This is a genomic window from Acidithiobacillus albertensis (assembly GCF_001931655.1).
GTDB lineage: Bacteria > Pseudomonadota > Gammaproteobacteria > Acidithiobacillales > Acidithiobacillaceae > Acidithiobacillus > Acidithiobacillus thiooxidans.
In genome coordinates, this window is sequence record NZ_MOAD01000027.1 from 1 (window position 1) to 3,413 (window position 3,413).

The 3,413-nt window shown below is 54.0% G+C and carries 2 protein-coding genes and 3 pseudogenes; 3 read left to right on the top strand and 2 right to left on the bottom strand.

The window, feature by feature from the left end:
- Nucleotides 1-152: 152 nt before the first annotated feature.
- Nucleotides 153-386, top strand: a pseudogene (locus tag BLW97_RS16495) (ISKra4 family transposase); the annotation flags it as partial.
- 148 nt (nt 387-534) lie between these two features.
- The gene (locus tag BLW97_RS16500) at nt 535-1,458 is read left to right on the top strand and encodes a LysR family transcriptional regulator (protein WP_075323978.1); all 924 of its coding nucleotides are present in this window, start codon (nt 535-537) and stop codon (nt 1,456-1,458) included.
- Here the strand turns inward: BLW97_RS16500 and BLW97_RS16505 are convergent.
- Nucleotides 1,371-1,778: a transposase gene (locus tag BLW97_RS16505; RefSeq protein ID WP_075323979.1), complete on the bottom strand. Its 408-nt coding sequence runs from the start codon at nt 1,776-1,778 to the stop codon at nt 1,371-1,373. The genes BLW97_RS16500 and BLW97_RS16505 overlap by 88 nt on opposite strands.
- Before the next feature lie 259 nt (nt 1,779-2,037).
- Here BLW97_RS16505 and BLW97_RS16510 point away from each other — a divergent pair.
- Nucleotides 2,038-3,114 (top strand): annotated as a pseudogene (locus BLW97_RS16510) (IS701 family transposase); the annotation flags it as partial.
- Between the two features lie 43 nt (nt 3,115-3,157).
- Here the strand turns inward: BLW97_RS16510 and BLW97_RS16515 are convergent.
- A pseudogene (locus tag BLW97_RS16515) lies at nt 3,158-3,413 on the bottom strand (IS256 family transposase); the annotation flags it as partial.

A 3,413-nucleotide genomic window follows, 5' to 3' on the forward strand; every position in this document is an offset into this window, starting at 1 on the left:
AACTCTCCCATCCCACCTGCTATTACGGTATTCTTTTCCACGGCGTACTCCTTATGTTGCTCTTTGAGTCGGAAACCCTTTGTAGCAACAGTACGCCACCTCATTCAAGCCAGTTGTAACGCGCCCGTACACCACTTTCGAGCATAGCTCGCGACCGCTACCGGCATGATGAGGTAATTTCCACGTCCTTTGTCGAATTCACGGTGAACTACGTGGTCAGTAAACGCATCGTGAAAAAGCAGCAGATGCGCTGGACCCAACGCGGTGCGCATTTGTTGCTGCAAACAAGAGTGCAGGTCCTGAACGATGACCTACGAAAAACTTTCATCTGCTGGTTCCCTGGGATGAGCACGGATGAGCAGGCGAGGCCAAAGGATGCAGCATAAGTGGCTTCAGCCCCCGGAATGGTTCACTCTCCCGGATAAGCACGGGTGGATTTATGACATCTTGCAAAGCTGGAGCGGCTCATACATGTCAAACTTTAGCTTTTCAATTAGACTCCTGCATAACCAACACTGATCTTTGAGGTTGCAGATGGATCCTCTACCACTTCGCTTCTCATTGCGTCAGTTGCGTTACTTCGTGACCGCAGCCGACGTACTATCGGTCTCCCTTGCAGCGAAGCGACAAAATATTTCGCAGCCGGCGATCTCATCGGCACTAGCCGATCTTGAAGAGGCACTTGGTGTACAGCTTTTTATACGCCACCACGCGCAAGGTCTGTCGTTAACGAAGGCTGGACAGTTCATACTAGTCAAAGCACGTGTCCTGATCAAACAAGCCGAGGAGTTACATTTGGCAGCAAAAGATTTTGATCTAGGAACCACAGGTACCATCTCACTTGGGTGCATGACATCTATTGCCCCCTTGCTTCTTCCATCGCTAATCAGGGGTTTTGTCGCCAGACATCCTGGCGTCACTTTCAACACGTATGAAGAACATCAGAAGGAGTTGTTGGAGGGGCTAAAGAACGGGCTGCTCGACGTAGCACTTACATACGATCTCGACCTGACCAACGATATCGAATTCCGCCCATTGTTGACTTTGCCCCCTTACGCAATACTTCCGCGCGACTACCAACTTGGGTCACGGAAAAGCATCTCTTTGGCCGAGCTAGCCCGCATACCCTACGTGATGCTCGATTTGCCGTATAGTCGTGAGTATTTTGCCTCGTTGTTCGAAGGCCATGAGCTACGCCCTTCACTCGCATTCAAATCTTCTCAGCCGGAAATGGTGCGATGCATGGTTGCGAATGGTCTCGGCTTTAGTATTCTGAATTACCCGGTGCATACAACCCATACAGTGGATAACCAAGAGTTCGCGACTGCCCAAATTTCCGAAAAACTCCGTGCCTTGACGCTCGGCGTGGCTTATTTGCAGCGAACTAAGCTCCGCGCAGTGGTGAAGAATTTCACAGAATATTGCGAATTCCAGTTAGTGAATACAGGGTCGTTATAGCGGCGCCCTTTACTGGCCCACTGGCCCGACTCACGAATACGCGGGTTGAGTCCCGCATAGGCGACGACCTGTTTGGCGGAATGAAAGCGCGTGAGTGGACTGAGGAAAGCCGGCAGCATAGCTGCGGTAGCCTCGCCGATGCCGGGAATACTCAGCAGGAGCGCCTTTTGGGATTTCAGGTCCGGGTGATCATCCATATGATCCTGGATTTGTCGGCGGACGACGTCAATTTGCTGATGGATGGTAACCAAAAGGGCTTCAATGGACGCGCGAGCGGCAGGCTCTGCCATTTCGAGGCGATTGTTTTCCATATTCTGCATACCCAGAAGGTCATCCAGACGCTGTACAGGATATCACGTACTTGCCGTCGCCGGTGCGTGGGTAGTACTACTTAGTGCCTGACAGAAAAAGGGTGTTTTTTCAAAACTCTAGTTTAGACATTCAGCCCGGCTCCGCCGGGTTTTTATTTTCTATTTTTGCTACGAAAGTGCTTGACACCGTGATAGTGCCGTGCGGCCGACCCTTTGGAAAAAAGGGTCGGCCAATGAGAAGCGTTTTAGGCTTCTCGGAATCACTGCCATGTCCTTTCAGCGTCTCGTTACCCTCCGCCTTTCAGAATGGATTTCCTACTTTCTCGCGGCCGTGCCGCCCCGCTCGCGGCGCAGCTTCCTCGAACTGCTTTGCGGGTGCCTGATCTCCCCTGATGGCTGGGTCACCCGTGCCCTCAGCCATATTTCGCTGCGCTGCCATTGGACCACTTATTACAAACTCCTGGAGCGTGAATCCTTGCGGACCCAGGTTCTGGCCATTGCCCAAGTCCGATGGCTCCTGTCCGTTTTGCCGCCACTGCCGATCGTCGAGTTGATCATCGACGATACGCTGGTCCTGCGACACTCTACCAAGGCCCCAGGCGCGACCATCCACTTCGATCACAGCCATAAGCACAACCGCCCCCGTTATGTCCTCGCCCAGAACTGGGTAGGGCTGGCGTTGACCCTGCGGAGCCGCTCCGGCAAAGCCCTTTCCTTTCCCATTCGCTTGCGCCTCGTGCCCCGCACCGGTAATACCCACAAGCTGAAAATCGCCGGGGCATTACTGCGGGCCTTTATACCCCACATCCCCGTACCCGTCCGTTTGCTCACCGATGCCTGGTTCATGCGCCGCCGCCTGCTCTTGCCCCTGCTGCGTCAGCGCGGCCAGTTCATCGGCCAGGTGCGCCAGGATACCGCACTGTATCGGCAGCCCCCGCCCAAACCCGCCAAAGCGCAACGGGGTCGGCCCCGGAAATATGGGGACAAACTGACCCCGGAAGCCCTGACCTCACTCCCCACGGAGATCCTCACCCTGTTTGTCTATGGGAAATGGCAGAAAGTCCGTCTTCAATCCATCGTCGCCCAGGCACGCTTCCTCAACGGCCATCCCGTCCGGGCAGTCTGGAGCGCTATCTACGATACAAAACACCATCGATGGTCGCCCACACGCCTTTATCTCGCTTCCGAAACCGATCTGACCGCCCCTGAAATCGTCACCCTCTATGGCAATCGTTGGCAGATCGAACCCCTCTTCCATAATCTGAAACGCTGGTGGGGCATCAATAACCTCTGGCAGCAAAGGCGCGCGGTTCTCGAACGCTGGATGCAAATTCGTTGCATTGCCGAGCTATAGTCAAATCTGGTGTATGAGCATTTTCTGACATAGATCAGGCGGCGGTCTGTTGATCATCCAGCAGGGTGAGGTTAGCCGGTATGCCATCGATAAATTTCACCCCTGCAAAAAGCTGCAGGACTTTCTCTGGAGCATAAATTCCAATCCAGCGTTTTTCAGCCTGCTGCAGCATCTTGAAACCCAATCCCAGAAAGCTGCTGCGTGATACACAGTTCTTCGTCCGGGTAGTCCGGTGGCGTACCGTAGCGAAGGTGGACTCAATGGCATTGGTGGTCCGGATATGCCGCCAG

Coding starts and splice junctions, on each gene's coding strand:
- BLW97_RS16500 (WP_075323978.1), top strand. CDS start 535: ATGGATCCTCTACCACTTCGCTTCTCATTGCGTCAGTTGCGTTACTTC.
- BLW97_RS16505 (WP_075323979.1), bottom strand. CDS start 1,778: ATGCAGAATATGGAAAACAATCGCCTCGAAATGGCAGAGCCTGCCGCT.